Raw genomic sequence first — 19,865 nt, forward strand, 5'->3', positions numbered from 1 at the left:
TGATGAGTATTTTTAAAAAGATTTTTACCGCAATCCGTGGCGGTGCGACAGAAGTAGGTGAGGCGGTTGTTGATGCAAACTCAACCCGTATATTTGAACAGGAAATTCGTGATGCAGAAAATCACCTGACCAAAGCAAAGCGCGACTTAACAGACGTGATGGCAAAACAAATGCAAGCAAGCCGTGAAGTTGAACGTTTGCAAAAAGACATCGCGACGCATGAAGGGTATGCAACGCAAGCATTGAATAAAGGTGATGAAGCGCTTGCATTAGAGGTCGCAGAAAAAATAGCGGCGTTGGAAACTGAGCTCACTACACAGCAAGCGGCACTGGAAAACTTTACCGCCAGTGTTGCGCGTCTTAAAGACTTGATTAAAAAATCAGAGCGTCAAGTGGCTGATTACAAAAGGCAGTTAAGTGTTGTTAAAACAACCGACAGCGTACACAAAGCAACGGCCGCGATTACCGATAACTTTGTTTCTGGTAACAGCAAGTTGTTGAGTGCAAAAGAGTCGTTAGAGCGCATTAAAGCCAAACAGCAAAACTTTGATGATCGAATGAAAGCATCTGAGCAATTGCAGGCTGAACAAGGTGATGCTTCGCTAGAAGCAAAATTAAAAGCGGCGGGTATTGGAGAGCAGGAGAGTTCAGCAAACTCAATTCTAGCGCGTTTAAAGTCTAAGCAAGGTGAATAATAGCGAATAAGCTACACTTATGACGTTAAACTGCGTTAAATAGCTTCTCAATAGTGAGAAGCTATTGCTGTTTTTGACCCCAAGTTTTTATTGTAAATAAAAGAGCGTATTGAGTATGGGATTTTTATCTAGCCTGTTCGGCAAAAAGAAAGAAAACATCAGAAGCATTCAACATCCGGAGCAACTAAAAAAAGGAGATGTGGTTGTTTTTTCTGACTCATTTGCGCTGCCGGAGATTATACGCAAACAAAGTTTTCAGATTAAATCAGTTAATACTTACCAGTTTGAGCATTCAACGATTGTTGAATTCGTTTTATTAGGCCACAGCACCACACAGGTTTATCTATCCGTTGAGCGGGATGACGAAGAGTATTTAAACATTTCAATAAAAATAAGCCGAGAACAGGTTGCTCAGTTATTCGATATGGAAAATTTCGCGGATATTTTTGACGAGCAAAGCCAAACTGAACTGAGTCTGAACAGTGAGCAGAGCGACTTTAATAATTGGCTCAGCCCTGTCTATTTTCAACAAGTGTTCGCTCAACGGGGTTATTATTACAGCAAAGATTTTCGCCCTGCAAAACCTTCAATTGATGACGATGGTGATGGCGAACCCTTAGATTATTTTTGTTTAACCAGTGCAGATGAAATGCACTCGGTTGAAGTAGAGGTTTGGCAAGATGGTGATACCGATGTTTTATTAACGATTCACCGCCCGATTGAAGAGATTGCCGATATGTATCCGGGAGCAAATGATGGCGAAATCGGATAAAGCAAAATGGGCCAGTAGCAATAAAGCCATTAAAGCTGTGCAGGTGGCTTTTGATATGGATGAAAAATTGCAATATGTTATCCGCAAAGAGGCGTTAGATGCTGGGCTAGGCCCTTCTGATCAAATCAGAAAAATACTGCAATTACCGGTGAGCAAAAGACCAAAACGACCTCGACTCACGGTTTCCTTGTCAGCCGAAGATTATATCGAGTTGGCAAAACGTTATGGGTTGGAAGCTGAAGATCAATTAGAAATCAAAAAGCGTGTAATGGACGATTTGATTAAACACGCCAGTGATGGTGAGCAAAAGTCGTGAGCTTCAGACTAGGTTTTAGACAAGGTTTAGCCTAGGTTTTAGAGCTTTGCGCTTCAGCCAATAAATCACGTTCAAACCAACGATGCAGCATATTAAACTCAAATTTAAAGTTGTCCATATTAACTGGCAAGATAGTATGCTGTGACATCGACATATGTTTGAGCTTTTCCTCGCCTGATTTTACAACCTGCTTTTTATCATCCAATAGCTGATAACCAAACGACATGCGTGGAATGTAGGGCGCTTTGATAATACGTACATCTTCCATTGATGAACCATACCACCATACATGGCCGGCTAAATCTAAATCAGTTACCGTTAATTTAAGTACATAATCTTTTGGTAGCTTTTTTTCAGCTAACCAATTTAGATATTTTTCAAATTGCGCAAACGTATGTTCCTGAAAGCTTTTTCTGCTATGCATAGATGAAGGTTTGATATCTGTGTACTCATCTGGGTCTGACCAAGTTACTTCAACACTGCCGGCATGCGCCATCTGGCTGTAACATAATACCAGTGAGGTTAAACAGTATTTCAATAAACGAATCATAAAAAATCACCTTAAATAAACATCAAGCTGCACACTTTATAGACAGGTTGTTTTTATTTTAGTTCCTTTTTGTCAGGAGGGCTGACTTTGCTTTTGGGTATAAAAGAACTGGGCATCACTTCAACCCCGACCTTACGACCCAGTTTTATGATCAAAGGGATCGTGATTGGGGCAAAGGGCAGCACGGCAAAAATGCCTAACCCTAAACCTCGTAATAAGTCTAAAAATTGTTGATTGGCAACCGAAAGCTCTTCTTTACTCGCCTGACCCTTTGCATGGCGGCGGTAAATATCCATCATTTCCTGGGTTTCTTTTTTCTCTTGTCGCAGGGCTGTTTTTAACGCCAGCATAGTGCGTCTGAGTCTTAGGCGACTGGCGTTGCGATTCACCTTGACAAGTTTAACTGGGATCTGACTCAGCTTGCGATTTGCATTCATTAAATTTCTATCATTGGTTTGTTTAAGCCCGCACAGTTTCGCTGATTTAACCACATTGTCAATCTACTGATAAATACTCGAAGCTGTTACTACTAAGATAGTAGTGTACTAATGCTGTTTCGTCTGCGCGGTCACTGTTAAAAGCGGCAAATTTTAAATTGCCGCACTGTTTCTAGTTTGATTTTTTATGACTGAGCTTAAACACGATAGTGAAAAACACAGGTACAAAAAAGATCGCTAAAACCGTTGCCGAAAACATCCCGCCAAAAACCCCGGTGCCAATGGCATTTTGACTGCCAGAGCCCGCACCAGTGGCGATAACTAAAGGCGTCACACCCAACATAAATGCCATCGATGTCATGATAATTGGACGTAACCTGAGCCGTGCGGCTTCAATGGTCGATTCTATAATGCCATGTCCTTTTTCGTGCAAAGTTTTGGCAAATTCAACAATGAGTATTGCATTTTTAGAAGCCAAACCAATGGTGGTTAACAGGCCTACCTGAAAATAAACATCATTTGATAAACCGCGTGCCATGGCAAATACCAGCGCGCCTAATACGCCCAACGGGACAACCATCATCACCGCAAAAGGGACACTCCAGCTTTCATACAAAGCCGCTAAACACAAAAACACCACCAGTATCGATAAAGCATACAGCATAGGTGCTTGTGCACCTGATACTTGCTCTTGCAAAGACATACCTGACCATTGATAACCAATGCCCGGTGGTAATTTGGCGGCGTGCTCAGCCATTGCTTGCATGGCATCACCTGAGCTTAGACCGGGCGCTGCTTGCCCTAAAATTTGCATTGAGGGTGCGCCATTATATCTTTCTAGTTTAGGCGAACCATATATCCAACGACCCGTAGCGAACGTGCTCAGCGCAACCATTTCGCCCTGATTATTTTTGACATACCAATAGTCTAAATCTTCCGGCATCATGCGATAGGGCGCATCGGCTTGTACATAAACACGTTTAACCCTTCCACGGTCGACAAAATCATTGACATAACTTGAGGCCCATGCGGTTGCAAACGTTTGGTTAATCGTCTCTAACGAAACACCCATTGACAGCGCTTTTTGTTGATCTATATCTATTTTAAATTGTGCGACATTATCTTGGCCATTTGGTCTGACGCCCATTAATCTTGGATCTTGTGACGCCATGCCTAATAACTGATTACGCGCTTCAAATAATTTGTCGTGACCCAAACCGCCTAAATCTTGCAATTGAAAGTTAAAACCCGAAGCGGTCCCTAACTGGCTGATAGCCGGTGGTACAAATGCAAAAACCATTGCTTCTTTTAATTGTGAAAAATATCCCATCGCGCGGCCTGCAATTGCTTGCACATGCTGATCGTCCCGGGTTCTGTCATCCCAGTCGGTTAAACGCGCGAAAACAATGCCATTATTTTGTCCATTCCCGCTGAAACTAAACCCGATAACAGAGAATATCGATGAAATATTTTCTTTTTCGTTGATCAGATAATAATCTTCAATTTGTTCCATCACTTGCGCAGAACGTTCTTGGCTTGCCCCCTGTGGTAAAACCATTTGAGTAAACATAATGCCTTGATCTTCATCCGGTAAAAATGCAGTTGGCAAACGATTAAACATATAGACCAAAGCACCTATAATGACGGCATAAATCAGCATATAACGTGCGGTTTTACGTAAAATTCGGGTGAGCATACTTTGATAACCCGAACTCGAACGCTCAAACATACGGTTAAACCAAGCAAAAAATCCACGTTCGGGTTTACCATGCTGTTCAACCGGTTTAAGCAGCGTGGCACATAATGCCGGTGTCAGGGTCAGTGCCACGATAACGGACAGCACCATAGACGAAACAATCGTAATTGAAAATTGACGATAAATAACACCGGTTGAACCACCAAAAAATGCCATAGGTACGAACACAGCGGACAATACCAAAGCAATACCAATTAAGGCGCTGGTAATTTGCTGCATCGATTTACGGGTCGCTTCACGAGGCGACAAGCCTTCTTCGTGCATAACCCGTTCGACGTTTTCCACCACCACTATGGCATCATCAACTAGTAGGCCAATGGCCAACACCATACCAAACATGGTGAGCGTGTTAATTGAAAAACCAAACATCCAAAGAATCGAGAAGGTACCCAGCAAAACAACCGGAACGGCAATGGTTGGAATAATAGTTGCCCTAAAATTCTGCAAAAACAGATACATAACCAAAAATACTAAAACAATGGCTTCGAGCAAGGTTTGCACAACACTATAAATGGATAACTTTACAAAAGGTGTTGTATCGTACGGAAATACAGCTTTTAAACCGTGCGGAAAAAAGCCTTCTAATTCAGCAATTTTTGCCCTAATGGCTTCAGACGTTTGCAGCGCATTAGCGCCTGCGGCCAATGCGATACCCAAACCGGCAGCGGGCTGATCATTGTATTCTGTCAGTAGCTGATAACTATCTCCCCCCAACTCAACGCGTGCAACGTCAGACAGTTTTACCGTTGCGCCATCCGGCATGACTTTTAAGAAAATATCGGCAAATTCATCTGCATTGGTTAAACCGGTTTGCACAATGATACTGGCGTTTATTTGTTGCCCTTCAACCGCCGGAGCACCCCCTAATTCACCAGCCGCAATTTGTGCATTTTGCGCTTTGATTGCGTTTACTACGTCTGCTGTGGTGACCTCATATTGCAGCATTTTTACCGGATTTAACCAAATACGCATCGCATATTGCGAGCCAAAAAAGCTAACCTGACCAACGCCGTCAATACGACTGACCTGATCTCGAATATTAGAGGCAATATAATCGGAAATATCATTTCGGTTCATTCGGCCATCAGCCGAATAAAAACCAATCACCATTAAAAAACCAGCCGACGACTTTGATACACTAACCCCATTTTGTTGTACCGGTGCTGGTAATAAAGGCATAGATTTTTGCAATTTATTTTGCACTTGTACCTGCGCAATGTCTGGGTCGGTATCGGCGTCAAAGGTTAAGGTGATATTCGCATTACCGGAAGAATCACTATTAGAGCTGATGTATTGTACACCATCAATGCCGGTTAAACTTTGCTCTATTACCTGCACCACAGTATCTTGTACCACTCGGGCTGATGCGCCAGGATAATTGGCGTTAATCGCAACGCTTGGCGGCGCAACATTTGGGTATTGTGAAATGGGCAATCGAAATATCGATAAAGCCCCAGCCATCATGATCATAATGGCCATTACCCAAGCGAGTATTGGGCGGTCAATAAAAGTTTTAGCCATGATTTACTCCGCTACCTGCACGGTGACACCGGGCGCAATTTTTTGTAACCCACTGACTATCACTTTATCGCCGGCGCTTAAACCTTCTAAAACCAGCCAGTTTTTAGCAAATGCTTGGTCTAAAGTAATTTGTTTTAACTCAACTTTGTTTTCGGCATTTACCGTATAAACACTGGCTTTACCGGCGGCGTTAAACATAATTGCTTTTTGAGGCACCATGATAGAATTTTTACGCTGGGCAAAGTTTAGTTTTACACGGGCAAATAAACCCGGCAGTAAAAAATGATCCGGATTACTGAACTCAGTACGCAAAATTAAACTGTCGGTACCTGCGTCAACCTGTACTTCGTTAAATAAAAAGTGCCCATCGTCGCGCAATATTTGCTCACCTTGCAGCAAGCTAACAGGCGCTTGCATTTGCAGTAATTCGCCACTTTTTATACGTTTTTGTATCGTTAATAAATTTTTACTATTAATGGCTGCATCAAAATAAATCGGGTCGAGTTGGGTGATAGTGGTTAAAGCCGCTGCTTGTCCGGCGGTCACTAATGCACCTTCAGTAAATTTAGATTTACCGATAATGCCACCAATAGGCGCTTTTACTTTACTGTATTCCAGCTCGGTTTGTGCGCGTTTGAGTTGAGCCTGACGAATACCAATTTCCGCCTGCAAACTATCTACATTGGCTTGTGCTTGGTCTAACTGCTGCTGGCTGACTGACTTTGAGCTTACCAGAGTTTTAAAGCGCTCTAGTTCTGCACTGGCGTTTTTTAACTGCGCTTGTGTGCTTTGTAATTGCGCTTTGGCGCTGGCAAGGTTTGCAACAAAAAGCGCGTCATCAATTTGATACAAGGTATCGCCTTGTTTAACCTGTGAGCCTTCAACAAAATTTCGTTTTATTATGATGCCGGATACTTGCGGGCGCACCTCGGCAATTTTTGCCGCCACCGCTTTAGCCGGAATTGTTTCACTAAACACCGCCGTAGTGGATTCAACTTCAATTATATCAACCGCTTGAGCTTGCTGTTGAGGGGCCGTTGGTTTTGCGGGTTCACTACAGGCCGTTACTAAAGCCGATGTGACAAATAAAAAAGCAAAATAGAGAGAAGAACGCGTCATAACTGAGCCTAATATTAAACATACATGCGTGAATGTTTCTGGATTTTACGCCGAATTTGCCTATAATTTCAACACGTATTTAAGTCGATTTTACTATATTGACCCAATATAAAATGATATCGGAGTTAAAACATGGTGGGAAAAAGTAAAGCTCAGGCCATGGAAACTCGGAGCCAACTATTGGACTCTGCTGAAGCGGTGTTTTTTGACAAAGGCTATGCGCATACCCGTTTGATGGATATCGCTAACCATGCAGGAATGACAAGAGGCGCCATATATTGGCATTTTAAGAATAAAGTAGACTTGTTTGAAGCCATGGTAGACAGAGTGCGTTTACCAATAGATGAAATCGCAGAAGCACATTCAGACGACAAAGAAGACGACCCACTGGGTAAAATGCAGCAGTTTTCGACAGAATTTTTACAACAACTGGCCAATGACAACAGACGTCGTCGGGTGTTTACGATTTTGTTTCACCGCTTTGAATTAAATGGCGAAGCGCAAGATTTAGAAGCCCGGCAAAAAATCGCATTTGGTGCTTGTACCGACAGAATAGAACGTGCACTAAAAAACGCCGTTAATAAAGGGCAACTTCCCGCAAAACTCGACACAAACAAAGCTGCCATCGCTAAACACGCTTATTTTACCGGCATTATATACAACTGGTTATTTATGCCAGAACAGTTTGATTTAACCGAAATGGCACAAATTCTAGTCAATAACTTTTATTTTATGCTGCAAAATAGCCCACATTTGTTGGTGGGTGATTAGCTTTAACGCGCATATCGTTTGAACTACATACAGATGCCTCAGTATTTTTTTTCATCTTAAGTTCAGTTAACAACTGAGAACGCAAAAGTTGTTTTTGGGTTTGAGCTAAACAATTGATAGTATTTCCTCAAACAGAAAGTCGTTTGACTTAGCCAATGATGTAGATAAATACGTTGGAAGCTATTCGTGTATCTCTTACACGAGACCATACGAGTTAAATCAGTTTTTAAGACCTTTAAAAGCAGCTATAAAAGCAAATGATTTGGCAAAATTGAAACCTTTAATATATTTCCTTTCGTTTTGATTCACGAAAGAAAGTTTGTAATGAACATGTTTTAGTCTTGAGTTATTTTGGTTTATAGTGGTATGGTATTATCAATTGTTGTGGTTTTTATATGGATATTTTGTGTCAGGTTTATTTAGACGTCAGGTTGTAGAAAGTCAACTGGATCACCTTCACGGAGAAGTAATTGTAACACTTGAAAAACTGCAAAATATTTCGTTGTTATCGCCCTTGCATTAATCCCAACCCCTGAGTTTGAGTACAAATAAAAAAGCTAAGTTAACGCTTCAACACTTTTGGTCTAGGGGACAGGGTTAAAATTGCATCTGGATGTATTTATTCTTACGCACCGGTTGAATAGATATATGTACAGGGCTCTCTGGCTAGCCCTTTGATTTGGAGTTTTATATGTTGCAGCAAATTTTATATTTTAGTCCGATTTTGGGCATTCTTTCTTTAATAGGCCTTATGTTAGGGAAAGATAATTTGAATAATCGTTTTGGTACAAACATTGTTTGGTATTTATGTTTTGGCGTATCAGTTATTTACTTAATAATTTTAAGTTGTGATTTAATTGACCGGATAACAAATGTCTAATGTATACACCGTAAGTTTTATCGCCGAATACGATACATCTTACTATTTGATTTGGAGTTCAGCGTTAGTGGGTTCATTAACAGGTATAAAAAAACCGCGCAGTGCGCGGTTTTTACAAGTTACATCAGTCTATTTTATTACTTAGCTATTACTTAGCTATTACTTAGCTGATTTAGTAAACTCTGGGTAAGCTTCGATACCACATTCAGCAACATCAACACCTTCGTACTCTTCTTCTTCAGTTACACGTAAACCGATAATTGTTTTGATAATTAACCAAACAACCATACTTGTTACGAATACCCATACAAAGATAGTTAAAGCACCGATGATTTGACCTGAGAAAGTTGAACCGTCGTTTGTTAAAGGTACTAATAAAAGACCTAATAAACCTACAACACCGTGCACAGAGATAGCACCAACCGGATCGTCGATTTTGATTTTGTCTAAAGCAACGATTGAGAAAACAACCAAAATACCACCTAAAGCACCAAAAATAGTTGCTTGTAGCGCAGTTGGCGTTGAAGGTTCAGCTGTGATAGCCACTAAACCAGCTAATGCACCGTTTAATGCCATTGTTAAATCAGCTTTCTTAAACAAGATACGCGCCGTAATTAAAGCAGCAACCACACCACCTGCAGCAGCAGCATTCGTATTTAAGAATACCATTGCAACAGAGTTAGCATTTGCGATATCGCCTAACTTAAGAACAGAACCACCGTTAAAGCCGAACCAACCCATCCATAAAATGAATGTACCTAAAGTTGCTAAAGGCATGTTACAACCCGGGATAGCGATTGTGCGGCCATCTGCAGTATATTTACCTTTACGAGCACCTAGTAATAAAACACCCGCTAAAGCTGCAGCAGCACCTGCCATATGTACGATACCTGAACCGGCGAAATCAGAAAAACCTAAGTCACCTAAAGTATACATACCAAATACAGCGCTACCGCCCCAAGTCCATGCACCTTCCATTGGGTAGATGAAACCAGTCATGACAACAGCAAACGCTAAGAACGCCCATAGTTTCATACGCTCAGCAACAGCACCTGAAACAATTGACATTGCAGTCGCTACGAAAACAACCTGGAAGAAGAAATCAGAAGCGCCAGAATAAATTGAACCGCCTGTGAAATCACCTTGCTCAGCAAAACTTGCTAAAGTTGCGTCTACGTCTACGTCTTGAATACCTGATAAGAAGAATTCACCACCGTACATAATGGCATAACCAGATACCATGTACATGATGCAAGAAATCGCAAACAATGCGACGTTCTTAGTTAAAATTTCAGTTGTGTTTTTAGCACGCACAAGGCCCGCTTCTAACATAGCAAAACCCGCGGCCATCCACATTACTAGTGCACCGCAGACAAGGAAATAGAAGGTATCCATTGCATACTGCAAGTGAAATACATTATTTTCCATTGTAGTCTCCTAAATAAATGAATTTAAAAAGTTATTATTAGATGGCCGAATCGCCGGTTTCACCGGTACGAATACGAATACATTGCTCTAAATCGTAAACAAAGATTTTACCGTCACCGATTTTTCCGGTTTTAGCAGCACCGCTAATCGCTTCAATTAAGCGCTCAACGTTTTCATCCTGCGTGGCAATTTCTAATTTTACTTTTGGTAGGAAATCGACTTGATATTCCGCACCACGATATAATTCAGTATGACCTTTTTGACGACCAAACCCTTTGACTTCGGTAACTGTTAAACCTTCGATACCGATTTCAGAAATGGCTTCACGGACGTCATCTAGTTTAAATGGTTTGATGATCGCACTTACCAGTTTCATAGCGATATGCTCCTAAGTATGTTTGTTGAAATGGCTATGTACCTGCTTACAATACCTGTGCCAAGTGTTAAAAAGTCTTAATAAACAGTTATTTATGTTAAAGTTGCAGGGGTTGTGAAAAATCTTGCATGTTAATGGTGCGGTTAAAAATGCAACAAGCACCAAAATGGTGAGAAATTGAACGCAATGTGAAACAGTTATCTACAAAATGTGATTTTATAGTGCGTTGTTTCAATTCGCCGTATCAATTTGTATAAGTTATGATGCAAAAAGAGAATAAAACAGAGATTAAATCAGAGAGCAAACATGCCAGAATTGCCAGAAGTAGAAGTCACCCGCCTGGGCATTACGCCTTGGTTGCAAGGGCAAACCATAGCGGCCATCCACATTTATCACAAGCAGCTACGTTGGCCTATCCCTGAGTCTTTATATCAATTAGCGGGACACCGTATCGAGGCAATTGAGCGTCGAGCTAAATATTTAATCGTACATTGTAAGCAAGGTTATCTACTGCTGCATTTAGGGATGTCCGGCAAACTTCGGGTGGTTGGTAAAGAAACGCCACGGGTTAAACATGATCATTTTGAGATTGAGCTAACCAGTGGTCAGAGCATGCGCTTAAATGATCCGCGCAGGTTTGGTGCAGTGTTGTGGTTTGCCGATATCAGTGCGCTTAACTATCATTTAAAAAGTCTGGGTCCGGAACCCTTATTGGCCGAATTCACCGCTGAATACCTGTATCAAAAGTCGCGTAATAAACAAACGGCCATCAAACCATTTATAATGGATAACAAAATTGTGGTTGGCGTGGGCAATATATATGCAACCGAATCTTTATTTTTGTCTGGCATTCACCCCAAAAGAGCAGCTGGCAATATTAGTTTAAAACGTTACAAGATATTGGTCGAAAATATTAAAAAGGTATTAGCCGCAGCGATAGAACAAGGCGGTACAACGTTAAAAGATTTCGCCAAAGCCGACGGTAATCCCGGTTATTTTGCACAAAAGTTGTTGGTATATGGCCGCAGCGGCCAAGCTTGCACAGTGTGCGGTGAAACTTTGAAAAGTATGCAACTTGGCCAGCGTGCGAGTGTTTATTGTAAAAACTGCCAAAAATAACCACAACCACCAGCTAATATAACGATTAACCAAACAGGTACTTTTTGCCAAAAAACCAGAGCTGTGAGTAAGATGAAGGCAATCAGCTGCAATACTGAATCAACACTGCTGATGAATATTGGCTGATAAAATGCGGCTAAAAGTAAACCGACAACGGCCGCATTGATACCAATTAAAGACGCTCGAATGGCTGCATTTTCACTTAATTTTCGCCAGTAGAAAAAGCAGATGTTAATCAGTAAAAATGAAGGTGAAAAGATAGCGATAAGGGCAATCATCGCCGCAATGACCGAAGGTATTGCTAATTGATTGACGGCTCCTAAAAAAGCGGCGAAGGTGAATATAGGGCCCGGCATTGCCTGTGTGATACCATAACCCGCTAAAAAGGCGTTTTCAGTGACCCAACCGGTTGTGACCATTTCTTGTTGCAGCATCGGCAAAACAACGTGTCCACCGCCAAACACAGTCGCTCCAACGCGGAAAAACCGCGCAAATAAATCTAGCAGTGGCTGACTAAAATAATAGCTCGCCACAGGCAATATTATCATCAGGCTGGCAAACAACAGTAGGCTGGTTCGAAAAGCAAGGCGTGAAATGGGTAAACTGACACTTTGTTGCGCTTGTGTGTTTTGTTTTGATTTACGAAAAATTGCAGCACATGCTGCTGCTACTAATAACAAAATGAATTGCAGCCAGATACTGTCTAACAATACCATCAGCAAGGCGGTTGTTAGACAAATTGCTATGGTGAGCGTATCCCGACAAAAGCTTTTAAACATGCTGCTCACTGCATGTAATACGATGGCAGCAGTTGCCAATTTTAAACCATTTATGACAGGCTCAATGTTATTGGTATCCACTAACAACATGCCTTGCGCTATCGCGATTAATACAATTGCAGTGGGTAAGGTAAAACCTAACCAAGCGACAAAACCGCCGATTTGACCTGCTTTGTGTAAACCTAAACTGATACCTATCTGACTACTGGCCGGGCCCGGCATAAACTGAGCAACCGCCATTATTTGACTAAACTCATTATCCGTTAGCCATTGTTTTTCATCCACAAAGGTTTTTCTAAACAGGGCGATGTGCGCGGCAGGGCCACCGAAAGCGATACATCCTAATTTGAAAAAAGTCGCGAAAATTGAAATTAAAATCATCATGTTTTCTTTATATTAGGTTAATTTGTTATTTCTTTGGGTGCAAAGGTGATTGTAATTCAATACTATGTGCTCCATGTCGGTTGGAAGATATACAAACTTTAATTAGGAAACAAATTTTTAATGAAGTTCGCTGTTTTATTTATGCGCGCAATTATGTGGCTGTTGATATTTCTTTTTTGTTCATTAACGGTTGTGATTTATTTGCTGCGCTCAGATCAGGCTTTGTTGACACAAAAGCAAAAAATTTCTGCTGAACGGGTTTCTCAAGCTCGGCAGTCGCTACATCAAATTGCCCATCAATTAAACAATAGTACCGGTATTGTTGAATTTGAGTTTTCGCAAAATGAACTAGATGCCATGATGGCCGTCGCTTCATATGCGGTACCGGCTACCCATATGCGTGCATATGTTTCTAGACAAAGTTTATCTTTTATTGCAACCACTAAGCTAGATATACCTTTTGGTGCACAGTATATCAACCTGCATTGTATTTTATTACCCAGTTTTGACAATCCAACCATTTTACAACCTGAATATTGTGAATTGGGCGACATCAAGCTGCCAAACTGGTTGATAGTCTTTACAGTTGAGCATGCGTTAAATCAAGTTTTTGACAGGCAGTTGACGCAAAACATATTAGCTATGGTGAAAAGTGCCCGTTTAAAACACGATGTGTTACAAATCACTTTGTTTATCAGAGAAGGTATGAAGCAGGAAGTTCTAGCGGCTTTGCATAAACAATCGCCACAAAACTTGATAACCAGTGGGGCCGCTGTCAGTCAGGTCGATGCAGAAAAAGTTAAAATTTACCTGTCTGAGTTACAGCGTTTAAAAGCGTTAAATGCGACCAATAGTCAGGCCGATTCACTGGCGTTTTATATCGGCAATGTGTTTTATCTGGCGCAGTTACGCAGCGAATTAAATGATGCTTATGGTGAAAATCAGGCGGCATTGTGGGCATTGGTGATTGCCTATGGCAATAAACGTTTTGGTCATTTTATCGGACTGCCCAGAGAATTATTAAATGAATTTTCAGCTAATCAATTAACGTTAAAGTCTCGCCAAGATTTAAAGTTGCACTTTTTATACTCAGCTGCTTTGGAAAGGTTGGTGCGTACAGATATGGGCTTGAAAGTGGGGGAGCTGAAAGAAATTTTAGACAGTGACAGCGGTGGTACAGGTTTTAGTTTTGCTGATTTGGCCGCAGATAAAGCCGGCTTAGCATTTGCTAAATTTGTTTTAGAGCATCCTGAGTTGGCACAACAAAGGTTGGCGGGCAGCTTACAGGAAAATATGTTTTTCCCGAAAATTAAAGATTTGCCAGAATCACTCGCTGAAGAAAAATTTAATCAGGAATTCGGTGATATTCACTCAGCCCAGTACAAAGAAATCGAACGTAAAATAGACCAGCGTGTTGCGCAGTTATCTCTGTATAACGGGACTCAGAGTGTACCGGCGCAACAATAACAATTTAAGGCGAGAGATACACTTATTAACTGCGGTTTAAGTTTTATCACCAAACTGATAAATTCTTAAACCAAAGTAATCTGCTGCACATAGTAAATGGTCGATGATATCGGCCTGAATTTTTTCGTACTTTTTCCATTCCACTTCGCTAAAGCAATAAACTTCAAGTGGTAAGCCGTGTTCAGTAGCCGATAATTGACGACACATAATCAACATATCTGAACGAATTTCCGGTTTTGCGTGCAAATAAAATTCAACATAAGCTCTGAAAGTACCTAAATTAGATAAGCAGCGTTTATCCGGCAAAGTATGCTCGTCTGCTATCGTCACGCCCTCATCCAGTTTATTTTGCAGATACTCTTGCAGTAAAGGGTGTTTTTTAAGCTTTTCAAAATTCTCTTGCGTTAAATAACAAACTGAGTTCTGGTCAATATACAAAGCACGTTTGATGCGCCGCGCACCGGTTTCCTGCATCCCACGCCAGTTAGTAAAACTGTCCGATACCAAGTCGTATACCGGTACAGAGGTGATGGTATTATCAAAGTTTCTGACTTTCACAACCGTTAAGCCAACAGAGATAACCGTGCCGTCAGCGCCGCCGGGTGCATAAACAATCCAGTCACCCACTCTGACTAAACGGTTTAATGATAATTGAACGCCGGCGACAAAACCTAAAATGACGTCTTTGAATATCAATAAAACCAAAGCCATTGCAGCCGATATACCGGTTAATAGTGCAAGGGGCGATTTTTCAAAGGCGATTGAAACAATAAATATCAGCGTTACTAAATAAACAACCAACACGGTGAGCTGGCGGATATTATCAATGGGTAATGTGCGTAACGACTCAATACTGTCAAATACATCTCTGACGGTATTAATAATGCTTAAAATGACAGAGGCGATGACAATGGTCATTAAAATGCTGATCATCTGCGCAAATGCAGGCGTTTCAGCTGAATCAATTTCAAATAACAATAGGCACAGTTTATCTGTGGCGATGACAGGGACTATCCAAAAAATCCGGCTGACAAAATGATTTTTGATTAATAAGTCATCCCAAACCAATTTGGTTTTACTGATGGCTTTATTAACAACAGGTAGGATAAATTTAAAGGCGACTAAATTAATAATCAGCAAGACTGCAAACAAAATTGCGAGCCTTGCTAAATAATATGCATACCCTTGTTCGGGTAGCATATCGAGTAATTGCAAATCCAATGGTTGGCCTCTCTAAACCGCTTTTACCCAGAAGGTGCCGACTTCAGCTTTGACTACTTCAACTTCAGCACCAGCCGGGATAGGTGTTTCACTTTTTAATTTCCAGGTTATACCCGAGTAGGTATGTGTACTTAGGCCTTTACTATCAATAGGCGTATCACAAAAAAATCGTACACCATCAAAGTCGCTTTTTACACTCTTGACTTCAGATTTATTTTGTAGGTTTCGCAAAGGTTTCCACAATGCTATCGCTAACAAACCACTGACAATCGCATTAGCCAGTAAAATACTACCCCATGTTTGTGGCAGTATGTCTAACCACATTAAACTGCCGGTAATCACCAAAGATAAACCAATAAAAAACATTAAGAATGTAGCAAAGCCTAATATTGCAACTTCAATTGCTAACATCACAATGCCCAAAGCAACTAAGCTTTGGGGAATATTTTCGGCTAATACATCCATCATAACTGTTGCCCTTTATTCAGCGTATTGATGATGCTGGTCGCTTGCGCGACGATAGAGGCTGCATCAGTCCCATTGTCTGGCAATAATACAATGCTGGATTCTTTTGCAATTGCTTGTTTGGCTTCAATTGCTTTAGTCGCTAAATCAAGCTGTATGGCTTTTTGCCCTTTTTCGGTTGATGCCGCATCACCGACAACGTTTATCGCCTGAGCCTGAGCATCAGCAACTGCAATTATGGCTTTGGCTTCACCTTCTGCTTTTAAAACCTGCTCCTGTCTTTCTGCTTCGGCAGCTAATACGCGGGCTTGTTTTTCACCTTCGGCAATATTAATTGCAGCCTGACGTTCACCTTCTGATTCCAAAATTTTGGCACGACGCTCACGTTCGGCTTTCATTTGTGATTCCATCGCTTCCATAATCGTGCCCGGTGGGGTGATATCTTTGATCTCGTATCTAAGTACTGCCACACCCCAAGATTCAGCCGCTTCATTAATTGAGGTGACAATTTTGGCGTTCAGCATATCCCTTTCTTCAAAGGTTTTATCCAGATCAATTTTACCAATTTCAGAACGCATGGTGGTTTGCGCCAACTGAGTGACCGCAAAAACATAATCTTCAACCCCATAAGTTGCTTTGTACGGGTCTAGCACTCGAAAATATAAAACGCCGTCAACGGTTAATGAAATATTATCTTTGGTGATGGCCGCCTGACTGGGGACATCATATGCTTGTTCTTTTAACGAGCGATCTGCTGCGACCTTATCGACAAACGGAATAATAAAATTAATACCCGCTTCTTTAGTTGACTGATATTTGCCGAATCGCTCAATCACCCAAGCACGGTTTTGTGGGACAAACTTGATTGATGATTTAAGTGTAACAACAACAAACACGAGGAGTGCAAATTGCACTGTAACTACGTAATCAATTAAAAATTCCATCTTTTTTCCTTTTAAATGTTTGACATAATATGTCGGTGTGGCATTCAGTATTTACCTGAACGTTTCGATTTGCAGCTATTTTTAAGCAGAATGTATAATAAATGTGACTGACTTCACACTATTATCTGTGCAGACGATAAAATGAATTGTTTTTATAGGGTGGGGCACATGCACCCAGCTCACCTAAATGAGTTTAGATTGGGCGCATTTCAGATTAGCTTTAGTCTTGTTCTTTTTTCGCAATTGCTTCTAATTCGGCAATTTTTTGCTCTAAATCAGCTAACTTTTCGCGGGTCCGCATTAATACGCGTGTCTGAACATCAAACTCTTCGCGCGTTACCATATCAAGCTGAGCCAACTTGCTTTGTAAAACCTGTTTGGTTTTAACTTCCATATCACCGGCAAATTGTTTTACTCCGGGTGGGAGCGACTCGCTAATTTGTTGTGCAATCTCTTCTAATTTTTTTGCGTTTATCATAATGCTGCTTCTTAATAATTGAGTTCAATTTAAGTCAGACGATTCTGATACTTGTATTGTGGATATCTGTTTATTGTAGCCAGTTAGTTTTACGATTACGAATAAAAACTTGTACTCGTTTATTGTTTTGTATTTTGACTCATCTTTTTATGCTGTTGAGACAAATAATAAATACCGGAAATAACCAATGCCATGCCTATTGCGTGTGTTAGGGTAAAACTTTCATCCAGTATCATGACAGCAAATAAAGTGGTTAAAACTGGCCCAAGGCTGCCGGAAATAGAAGCATTGTTCGCGCCGATTTGCTCTATTGCGGCATTCATTAAAAACGAGGGGATCACGGTTGCGATAATGGCGATGGCTGCAGCTAATGCAATCACTTGCCAAGGCTGATTGAGCGCAGCAACCTCATGCGTTAGTAAAAAATGCAAAAAAATCACAACCGTTGCTGCCAGCATCGCGATACAGGTAAATAGTTTGCTACCGTAGCGGCCACTGTATTTTTGACTACCCACAACATAAAACGAAAAGCTCAAACTGGCTGCCAATACCAATAAAGTGCCAAATACAACAGAACTGCCTTGAATTTGAAAGTCATGCTGAAAAATAAGCAATAAACCAGAATAAGCAATACCTAATGAAACCACTTCAATGAGTTTGATTGTTCGTTTTTGCCATATTGCATTGATTAACAAAACAAATGCAGGATAGGTATATAAGATTAATCGTTCAAAATGCGCACTGATAAAGTTAAGTGCATGTAAATCTAACCAACTGGCCAAATAATAGCCCATCACCCCAAGTAGCGTCATAGAGATTAGCGAATTGGCGCTGAGCGGCGTTCGTAAAGGCTGCTGTAACAGCTTAAATAAAATATAGGCGTAAAAAGGTAGGGCGATTAACATCCGCCAAGTCAATAACGTTGTGGTATCAACCTGATATAAATAGGCCCATTTTATAAATATCGATTTGGTCGAAAACAGCGCAACCGCCAGCGTGGCGTAGAAAAATCCTTGAGACGTTTTTGAAAGCATTAGATTCTTATTTTTTACGCGATTTAGCCGCATAAATTATCTGGTGTGCGTATTGTACTGTAAAAATGTGGCGTGAGTGTGTATTTGGCTAGCTGAAGTGTAATTAAAATTGGCGTGACGGTTTTATTTACAAATAAAGAGAAGCAGGTAAGACCAGCGCTTAAAAACGCTGGTCGGTGAAACGATTATTAATTGCCGCGACGGCGCAAGGCTAAACCCAATAGTGCTATTGAAAATAGGGCAAGCGTAGACGGCTCAGGTACAGCCGCAACTCGCTCTAAAGTAAAACCATTTAAAATTGGGTTGTTGTCACCCCAAGGCGCGTTGCCACCTAGGGCAACATTTAAAGTTGTGTCCTGAGCGGTAAAGTCGTAGCGTACAAATGCGCCGATAGTGCCATTATTAATTGCGCCTTGCTCAATATAGGGCGCGAAGTTGTCTACAATTTGTTGGCCTTCAGCTTTGATGTCAAAACCACGGCTACAACAACTTTCAGCAAATAGCAATTGCAGTGAATAATCACCACCTACGGTTAAATCAGCAAGATCCAATGTCACGACATCCGTCCCTGCGCCGCTCCAGCGAATTGACTGCATAATATATTCAAGCGCATTGTCATTCGATGAGCTGCCATAGTTTGCGCTATGCCAATTCAAAATGGCATTTTGTGCTGAAATAGAAACACCCGAGACAGAGTCGTTCGTGAATGTTGCATCTCCAACGATACCACCACCATTACCTAGTACATTAACTGCGTATTCAAAATTACCAATGAAATCCAGTCCTTCGCCTTCATCCCCACCTGAAAAGTTGCCAATGGTTATTACACCAGCGTTTGCACTACCAGCGATTAAAATAGAAGCTAGAGCGAGGTCTTTGATTAATTTTTTAAACATCTGTGTGCCTTAAAGAATAATTAATTTTACTTATATAACGGTAGGTATGCAGATATCGAGCCAGTTTTTTAAAGTTGTTTTAATTCAATGTGATAGGGTTTCTGGTTTGCGTTCAGTTGCTTTCAGTGTAAAAAAAACTGACTTAATTAATGTTTTCGTTTGATAGGTGTCGTTTTCTGTTCTAAACCTTTTATCTCCAGTTGATTATCTCAATTTATATTGATTGGGCTCTCAGTGGCTAGGGCAAAATAATAGTTGAATGTTTTTTATTCAAGCTAGCGAGGTGGAGCTATAATTTTCACAAAAACGCTGCAAGTACTTCCATGTAAGCTTGGATTTTTCGTCCTGAAAAATACATTTTGCTCCAAATTATTGCTCCCCCATTTAAATATTTGGGATATTCAAAGGTATGATCTTGCTTTGTCTACGTGGCAAGATATAAATGGATATTTTTTGA

Annotated in this window: 19 protein-coding genes; 6 read left to right on the forward strand and 13 right to left on the reverse strand. The window is 40.9% G+C overall.

Features of this window, described 5'->3' with window-relative positions:
- Positions 1–2: 2 nt before the first annotated feature.
- From FNT16_RS06815 to FNT16_RS06825, 3 genes are all read left to right on the forward strand, one after another.
- Positions 3–695, forward strand: coding sequence for a PspA/IM30 family protein (locus FNT16_RS06815; protein WP_143872901.1), 693 nt, complete (start codon positions 3–5; stop codon positions 693–695).
- Between the two features lie 115 nt (positions 696–810).
- A complete protein-coding gene (locus tag FNT16_RS06820; protein WP_143870887.1) occupies positions 811–1,467 on the forward strand; it encodes a hypothetical protein in 657 nt (218 codons plus the stop codon).
- Positions 1,448–1,783 (forward strand): hypothetical protein, encoded by a 336-nt coding sequence (locus FNT16_RS06825; protein ID WP_425456695.1) that lies wholly within the window; start codon positions 1,448–1,450, stop codon positions 1,781–1,783. Before FNT16_RS06820 ends, FNT16_RS06825 begins: the two co-directional genes overlap by 20 nt.
- Before the next feature lie 31 nt (positions 1,784–1,814).
- Here the strand turns inward: FNT16_RS06825 and FNT16_RS06830 are convergent, their stop codons facing one another.
- The 4 genes from FNT16_RS06830 to FNT16_RS06845 all read right to left on the reverse strand — a co-directional run bounded on the left by FNT16_RS06830 (position 1,815) and on the right by FNT16_RS06845 (position 7,166).
- On the reverse strand, positions 1,815–2,333 hold the full coding sequence (locus FNT16_RS06830; protein ID WP_143870888.1) for a DUF3016 domain-containing protein: 519 nt from the start codon (positions 2,331–2,333) through the stop codon (positions 1,815–1,817).
- Between the two features lie 53 nt (positions 2,334–2,386).
- Entirely contained in the window at positions 2,387–2,770 is a 384-nt protein-coding gene (locus FNT16_RS06835; protein ID WP_143872903.1) for a hypothetical protein, read from the reverse strand.
- 172 nt (positions 2,771–2,942) lie between these two features.
- Positions 2,943–6,047, reverse strand: a complete 3,105-nt coding sequence (locus FNT16_RS06840; RefSeq protein ID WP_143870889.1) for an efflux RND transporter permease subunit — start codon at positions 6,045–6,047, stop codon at positions 2,943–2,945.
- A 3-nt stretch (positions 6,048–6,050) separates the two neighbouring features.
- Positions 6,051–7,166: an efflux RND transporter periplasmic adaptor subunit gene (locus FNT16_RS06845; protein ID WP_143870890.1), complete on the reverse strand. Its 1,116-nt coding sequence runs from the start codon at positions 7,164–7,166 to the stop codon at positions 6,051–6,053.
- 132 nt (positions 7,167–7,298) lie between these two features.
- Between FNT16_RS06845 and FNT16_RS06850 the strand changes: the two genes are divergently transcribed.
- Positions 7,299–7,937, forward strand: coding sequence for a TetR family transcriptional regulator (locus tag FNT16_RS06850; protein ID WP_143870891.1), 639 nt, complete (start codon positions 7,299–7,301; stop codon positions 7,935–7,937).
- A 1,039-nt stretch (positions 7,938–8,976) separates the two neighbouring features.
- Here FNT16_RS06850 and FNT16_RS06855 read toward each other — a convergent pair.
- Entirely contained in the window at positions 8,977–10,245 is a 1,269-nt protein-coding gene (locus FNT16_RS06855) for an ammonium transporter (RefSeq protein WP_143870892.1), read from the reverse strand.
- A gap of 37 nt (positions 10,246–10,282) precedes the next feature.
- Entirely contained in the window at positions 10,283–10,621 is a 339-nt protein-coding gene (gene glnK, locus FNT16_RS06860; RefSeq protein ID WP_143870893.1) for a P-II family nitrogen regulator, read from the reverse strand.
- A gap of 306 nt (positions 10,622–10,927) precedes the next feature.
- On the opposite strand from glnK, the gene mutM reads away from it, so the two are divergent.
- Positions 10,928–11,740, forward strand: coding sequence for a bifunctional DNA-formamidopyrimidine glycosylase/DNA-(apurinic or apyrimidinic site) lyase (gene mutM, locus FNT16_RS06865; protein WP_143870894.1), 813 nt, complete (start codon positions 10,928–10,930; stop codon positions 11,738–11,740).
- Here mutM and chrA read toward each other — a convergent pair.
- Positions 11,716–12,903, reverse strand: coding sequence for a chromate efflux transporter (gene chrA, locus FNT16_RS06870; protein ID WP_143870895.1), 1,188 nt, complete (start codon positions 12,901–12,903; stop codon positions 11,716–11,718). The two genes, mutM and chrA, sit on opposite strands and share 25 nt — an antisense overlap.
- A 120-nt stretch (positions 12,904–13,023) precedes the next feature.
- On the opposite strand from chrA, the gene FNT16_RS06875 reads away from it, so the two are divergent.
- On the forward strand, positions 13,024–14,370 hold the full coding sequence (locus tag FNT16_RS06875) for a YfiM family lipoprotein (RefSeq protein WP_143870896.1): 1,347 nt from the start codon (positions 13,024–13,026) through the stop codon (positions 14,368–14,370).
- Between the two features lie 36 nt (positions 14,371–14,406).
- Here the strand turns inward: FNT16_RS06875 and FNT16_RS06880 are convergent, their stop codons facing one another.
- The 6 genes from FNT16_RS06880 to FNT16_RS06905 form a co-directional block, all read right to left on the reverse strand.
- Positions 14,407–15,591, reverse strand: coding sequence for a mechanosensitive ion channel family protein (locus FNT16_RS06880; protein WP_246072419.1), 1,185 nt, complete (start codon positions 15,589–15,591; stop codon positions 14,407–14,409).
- 12 nt (positions 15,592–15,603) lie between these two features.
- A complete protein-coding gene (locus tag FNT16_RS06885; protein ID WP_143872905.1) occupies positions 15,604–16,056 on the reverse strand; it encodes an NfeD family protein in 453 nt (150 codons plus the stop codon).
- The gene (locus FNT16_RS06890) at positions 16,056–17,000 is read right to left on the reverse strand and encodes an SPFH domain-containing protein (RefSeq protein ID WP_143870897.1); all 945 of its coding nucleotides are present in this window, start codon (positions 16,998–17,000) and stop codon (positions 16,056–16,058) included. Before FNT16_RS06890 ends, FNT16_RS06885 begins: the two co-directional genes overlap by 1 nt.
- A 220-nt stretch (positions 17,001–17,220) precedes the next feature.
- Positions 17,221–17,478 (reverse strand): ubiquinone biosynthesis accessory factor UbiK, encoded by a 258-nt coding sequence (gene ubiK, locus FNT16_RS06895; RefSeq protein ID WP_143870898.1) that lies wholly within the window; start codon positions 17,476–17,478, stop codon positions 17,221–17,223.
- A 119-nt stretch (positions 17,479–17,597) separates the two neighbouring features.
- Complete coding sequence (locus FNT16_RS06900; protein WP_185976716.1) at positions 17,598–18,512, reverse strand: DMT family transporter; 915 nt, start codon at positions 18,510–18,512, stop codon at positions 17,598–17,600.
- 188 nt (positions 18,513–18,700) lie between these two features.
- Positions 18,701–19,408 (reverse strand): PEP-CTERM sorting domain-containing protein, encoded by a 708-nt coding sequence (locus FNT16_RS06905; protein ID WP_143870900.1) that lies wholly within the window; start codon positions 19,406–19,408, stop codon positions 18,701–18,703.
- Between the last annotated feature and the right edge of the window lie 457 nt (positions 19,409–19,865).

Source organism: Catenovulum sediminis, from assembly GCF_007289895.1.
Lineage (GTDB): Bacteria > Pseudomonadota > Gammaproteobacteria > Enterobacterales > Alteromonadaceae > Catenovulum > Catenovulum sediminis.

Excerpts from the sequence above, each read along its gene's own strand:
- FNT16_RS06815 (WP_143872901.1), top strand. The coding sequence starts at position 3 with ATGAGTATTTTTAAAAAGATTTTTACCGCAATCCGTGGCGGTGCGACA.
- FNT16_RS06820 (WP_143870887.1), top strand. The coding sequence starts at position 811 with ATGGGATTTTTATCTAGCCTGTTCGGCAAAAAGAAAGAAAACATCAGA.
- FNT16_RS06825 (WP_425456695.1), top strand. The coding sequence starts at position 1,448 with ATGATGGCGAAATCGGATAAAGCAAAATGGGCCAGTAGCAATAAAGCC.
- FNT16_RS06830 (WP_143870888.1), bottom strand. The coding sequence starts at position 2,333 with ATGATTCGTTTATTGAAATACTGTTTAACCTCACTGGTATTATGTTAC.
- FNT16_RS06835 (WP_143872903.1), bottom strand. The coding sequence starts at position 2,770 with ATGAATGCAAATCGCAAGCTGAGTCAGATCCCAGTTAAACTTGTCAAG.
- FNT16_RS06840 (WP_143870889.1), bottom strand. The coding sequence starts at position 6,047 with ATGGCTAAAACTTTTATTGACCGCCCAATACTCGCTTGGGTAATGGCC.
- FNT16_RS06845 (WP_143870890.1), bottom strand. The coding sequence starts at position 7,166 with ATGACGCGTTCTTCTCTCTATTTTGCTTTTTTATTTGTCACATCGGCT.
- FNT16_RS06850 (WP_143870891.1), top strand. The coding sequence starts at position 7,299 with ATGGTGGGAAAAAGTAAAGCTCAGGCCATGGAAACTCGGAGCCAACTA.
- FNT16_RS06855 (WP_143870892.1), bottom strand. The coding sequence starts at position 10,245 with ATGGAAAATAATGTATTTCACTTGCAGTATGCAATGGATACCTTCTAT.
- glnK (WP_143870893.1), bottom strand. The coding sequence starts at position 10,621 with ATGAAACTGGTAAGTGCGATCATCAAACCATTTAAACTAGATGACGTC.
- mutM (WP_143870894.1), top strand. The coding sequence starts at position 10,928 with ATGCCAGAATTGCCAGAAGTAGAAGTCACCCGCCTGGGCATTACGCCT.
- chrA (WP_143870895.1), bottom strand. The coding sequence starts at position 12,903 with ATGATGATTTTAATTTCAATTTTCGCGACTTTTTTCAAATTAGGATGT.
- FNT16_RS06875 (WP_143870896.1), top strand. The coding sequence starts at position 13,024 with ATGAAGTTCGCTGTTTTATTTATGCGCGCAATTATGTGGCTGTTGATA.
- FNT16_RS06885 (WP_143872905.1), bottom strand. The coding sequence starts at position 16,056 with ATGGATGTATTAGCCGAAAATATTCCCCAAAGCTTAGTTGCTTTGGGC.
- FNT16_RS06890 (WP_143870897.1), bottom strand. The coding sequence starts at position 17,000 with ATGGAATTTTTAATTGATTACGTAGTTACAGTGCAATTTGCACTCCTC.
- ubiK (WP_143870898.1), bottom strand. The coding sequence starts at position 17,478 with ATGATAAACGCAAAAAAATTAGAAGAGATTGCACAACAAATTAGCGAG.
- FNT16_RS06900 (WP_185976716.1), bottom strand. The coding sequence starts at position 18,512 with ATGCTTTCAAAAACGTCTCAAGGATTTTTCTACGCCACGCTGGCGGTT.
- FNT16_RS06905 (WP_143870900.1), bottom strand. The coding sequence starts at position 19,408 with ATGTTTAAAAAATTAATCAAAGACCTCGCTCTAGCTTCTATTTTAATC.